We start from the raw sequence: 2,966 nt of genomic DNA, 5'->3' as shown, positions 1-2,966 counted from the left end.
ACCTGGACCTGATGGAAATCAACGAGGCGTTCGCGGCGCAGGCGCTGGCGGTGCACAAGCAGATGGGCTGGGACACGTCGAAGGTGAACGTGAACGGCGGGGCGATCGCGATCGGCCACCCGATCGGTGCGTCGGGCTGCCGGATCCTGGTGACGCTGCTGCACGAGATGGCCAAGCGCGATGCGAAGCGCGGGCTGGCGTCGCTGTGCATCGGCGGCGGGATGGGCGTCGCGCTCGCGGTCGAACGCGCCTGAGCGGGGTCTGACACACGTCCCGCGTGCGGCGCCGGCCAGCGCCGCACGCGGGTGAAGCGGTTTTCGCGCACGACAAGCAGTGAACAACAAGCGCGAGGTGCCGGTGCGTGCCGCGCCCGTGACGCGGGCGGCTGCGCATCGAAGCGGTGGGGCGGCAGCATGTGCGATGCCGTCGCTCCGCCTTCATCGATTACTTTTTTGTCGGTAATTTATAGGATGACTAAGCGAATTGCAGTTGTGACTGGTGGAATGGGCGGTCTTGGCGAAGCGGTCAGCATCAGGTTGAACGACGCGGGACACCGGGTAGTCGTCACGTATTCGCCGAACAACACCGGCGCGGACCGCTGGCTGACCGAGATGCATGCGGCCGGCCGCGAGTTCCACGCGTACCCGGTGGACGTGGCCGATCACGATTCGTGCCAGCAATGCATCGAGAAGATCGCGCGGGACGTCGGCCCGGTCGACATTCTCGTGAACAACGCGGGCATCACGCGCGACATGACGCTGCGCAAGCTCGACAAGGTCAACTGGGATGCGGTGATCCGCACGAACCTCGATTCCGTGTTCAACATGACGAAGCCGGTCTGCGAAAGCATGGTCGAGCGCGGTTGGGGCCGCATCGTCAACATCTCGTCGGTGAACGGCTCGAAGGGTTCGGTCGGCCAGACCAACTACGCGGCCGCGAAGGCCGGCATGCACGGTTTCACGAAATCGCTCGCGCTCGAGATCGCGCGCAAGGGCGTGACGGTGAACACGGTGTCGCCGGGCTACCTCGCGACGAAGATGGTCACGGCGATCCCGCAGGACATCCTCGACTCGAAGATCCTCCCGCAGATTCCGGCGGGCCGGCTCGGCAAGCCCGAGGAAGTCGCGGCGTTGGTCGCTTACCTGTGCTCGGAGGAGGCCGGCTTCGTGACGGGCTCCAACATCGCGATCAACGGCGGCCAGCACATGCACTGACGCGCGGCGGCCCGGCAGCGTGCGCGCACGTGCCGGGCCGTGTTCCGCAATATCCAGTGCCAGGGCGGCGGCAGGCGCGCCGCTTCGGCCTCGCAATCCGGAGAAGGCATGGGCGACACCTGGATGGGACTCGCGATCGGCGGCACGGCACTGGCCGTCGCGCTGACGATGGCGGTCTCGCTCTACTGGCTCGAGCGGCGCCGTGCGCGGCTGCTGCGGAACTTCGATCATCGCGATTGCTGGCTCGTCGCATACGGCAAGTGCTTCGCGCGCGTGCGGGCCAGGCCGGCACGCCGCATGCGCGGCGCGCGTTGACGGCAGCGGCAGCGCGGTAGTGACGCGTCACGGCTGACGAACGGTCACGCATCGCGCGCACGCCACGGGCGATGCGCGCGATGCCCGTGGTCAATCGCTCTTTTCGCTCTTTCCACCCGACTCGCGCGAGTCGTTCTTGTGGAAGATCCGCTTCGTCGTGCGCTTGGTGGCATCCCAGCCTTCGCGCGACGCATGTGCGACCCCGTGCCCGACCGCCTTCGCGGCGCTCGCGGTTGCGTGGCCGAAGCTGCGGGCCGCCTCGCCGGTCTTGTGCGCGGCTTCCTTCGAATCGCGCTTGATGTCCTGCTTCACTTCCGACATGTCCGCGTGCGCGATCGGGCTGATCAGCGCCAGAACGAGCGCGGTGCCAATGAACTGACGAACTTTCACGACCTGGTTTCCTTCCGTTGAGTAAGCGGCTTCATCGAGGATTCGCATCGCCGGCTGGCGCCGAACGAAACGCGCCGGCCGCCGACGCGTCGAGCATCACCGCGGCGCGGCCGGACAGCAGCACGCGATCGCCGCAGCGCAATGCAAAGGCGTACAGCACCGAGCGGGCGTCGCCGCTCACGCGCTCAGCTTCGACGGCGAGCGGCTGAGCGAACGTGTCGAGCCGGTCGACGAATGCGTCGACGTTGCGCACGCTCGCCAGATAACCGACGCGCGGGCGCGCTTCGTGCGCGCCGAGCAGCGCGCCGTGGACGGCCATCGCCTGTGCCGCGTATTCGATTCCGCAGACGGCTGCGAGCCGGCCGTGCGAACGCAGCGGGTTGTGCGGATCGCGGTGGCTCGTCGCGCTGCAGCGGATGCGGTCGGCATCCCATGCATCGACCGTATCGAGCACGCACATCGCGCCGTCGTGCGGAATGTGCGCGGCGATCCACGCGTGGTCGAGCGGCGGCGCGAGCGGAATCGTCGCGGTCATCACGCACGCTCCGCGAACGTATCCGGCATCGCGACGTCGACCTGCACACGTGTGTCGGCCAGGTAGTCGAGCACGACGCGCGTCGAACGCCGCACGGCGAGCGCATCGAGCAGCGGCAGCACGCGTGCGGCCGGATTGCCGGCGCGCAGCGCGTCGAGCCCGGGATGCGCGAGCGTCGTGGCGGGCGCGTCCGTCAGTTGCACGTCGATGCGCGCGAGCGCGCGTTCGCTTGCTTCGGGCGCGAGCACGAGTGCCACGCCGAACGCGTCGCCGATCGGCCGCACCGCGCGCAGCGGTTCCGGGTAGTCGGTGTCGTACGCGATCAGCAGGGTCGGCACGCGATCGACCGCGACCTGGCACAGGCTCTCGAGCAGGCCCGCGGCAAAGCTGCCGTCGTGCGCGCACAGCACGTTCGACGTCGCCATCGCGCGCGTCGCGATGCTCCAGTAGCCGGCCGGCGCGTTGTGCACGGAGTTGTGGAAGCGCGTCGGCGACAGCTGGCAATCGTCGCA

5 protein-coding genes and 1 pseudogene are annotated in these 2,966 nt (G+C 68.4%); 3 read left to right on the top strand and 3 right to left on the bottom strand.

Annotation, left to right across the window (positions count from 1 at the left end; genetic code table 11):
• From G3O06_RS47540 to G3O06_RS47530, 3 genes and pseudogenes are all read left to right on the top strand, one after another.
• A pseudogene (locus G3O06_RS47540) lies at positions 1–254 on the top strand (acetyl-CoA C-acetyltransferase); the annotation flags it as partial.
• A 216-nt stretch (positions 255–470) separates the two neighbouring features.
• Positions 471–1,214 carry an acetoacetyl-CoA reductase gene (gene phbB, locus G3O06_RS47535; protein ID WP_041492959.1) on the top strand — a complete coding sequence of 248 codons (744 nt, stop codon included), beginning with the start codon at positions 471–473 and terminating at the stop codon, positions 1,212–1,214.
• A gap of 108 nt (positions 1,215–1,322) precedes the next feature.
• Positions 1,323–1,529 (top strand): hypothetical protein, encoded by a 207-nt coding sequence (locus G3O06_RS47530; protein ID WP_011353204.1) that lies wholly within the window; start codon positions 1,323–1,325, stop codon positions 1,527–1,529.
• A gap of 90 nt (positions 1,530–1,619) precedes the next feature.
• Here G3O06_RS47530 and G3O06_RS47525 read toward each other — a convergent pair whose 3' ends face one another.
• The 3 genes from G3O06_RS47525 to G3O06_RS47515 form a co-directional block, all read right to left on the bottom strand.
• Entirely contained in the window at positions 1,620–1,967 is a 348-nt protein-coding gene (locus G3O06_RS47525) for a hypothetical protein (RefSeq protein ID WP_205820229.1), read from the bottom strand.
• A complete protein-coding gene (locus G3O06_RS47520; protein ID WP_205820228.1) occupies positions 1,951–2,454 on the bottom strand; it encodes a hotdog family protein in 504 nt (167 codons plus the stop codon). Before G3O06_RS47520 ends, G3O06_RS47525 begins: the two co-directional genes overlap by 17 nt.
• Positions 2,454–2,966, bottom strand: a 513-nt coding sequence (locus tag G3O06_RS47515; protein ID WP_205820226.1) for a beta-ketoacyl synthase chain length factor, incomplete at its 5' end; no start/stop codon positions are given. The genes G3O06_RS47520 and G3O06_RS47515, both read right to left, overlap by 1 nt.

Origin of the sequence: Burkholderia sp. Ac-20345 (genome assembly GCF_017104825.1) — a bacterium.
In the GTDB taxonomy this organism is placed as follows: domain Bacteria; phylum Pseudomonadota; class Gammaproteobacteria; order Burkholderiales; family Burkholderiaceae; genus Burkholderia; species Burkholderia lata_B.
Note: the sequence above shows the minus strand (reverse complement) of the source record. Positions and strands in the feature narration are given on the sequence as shown.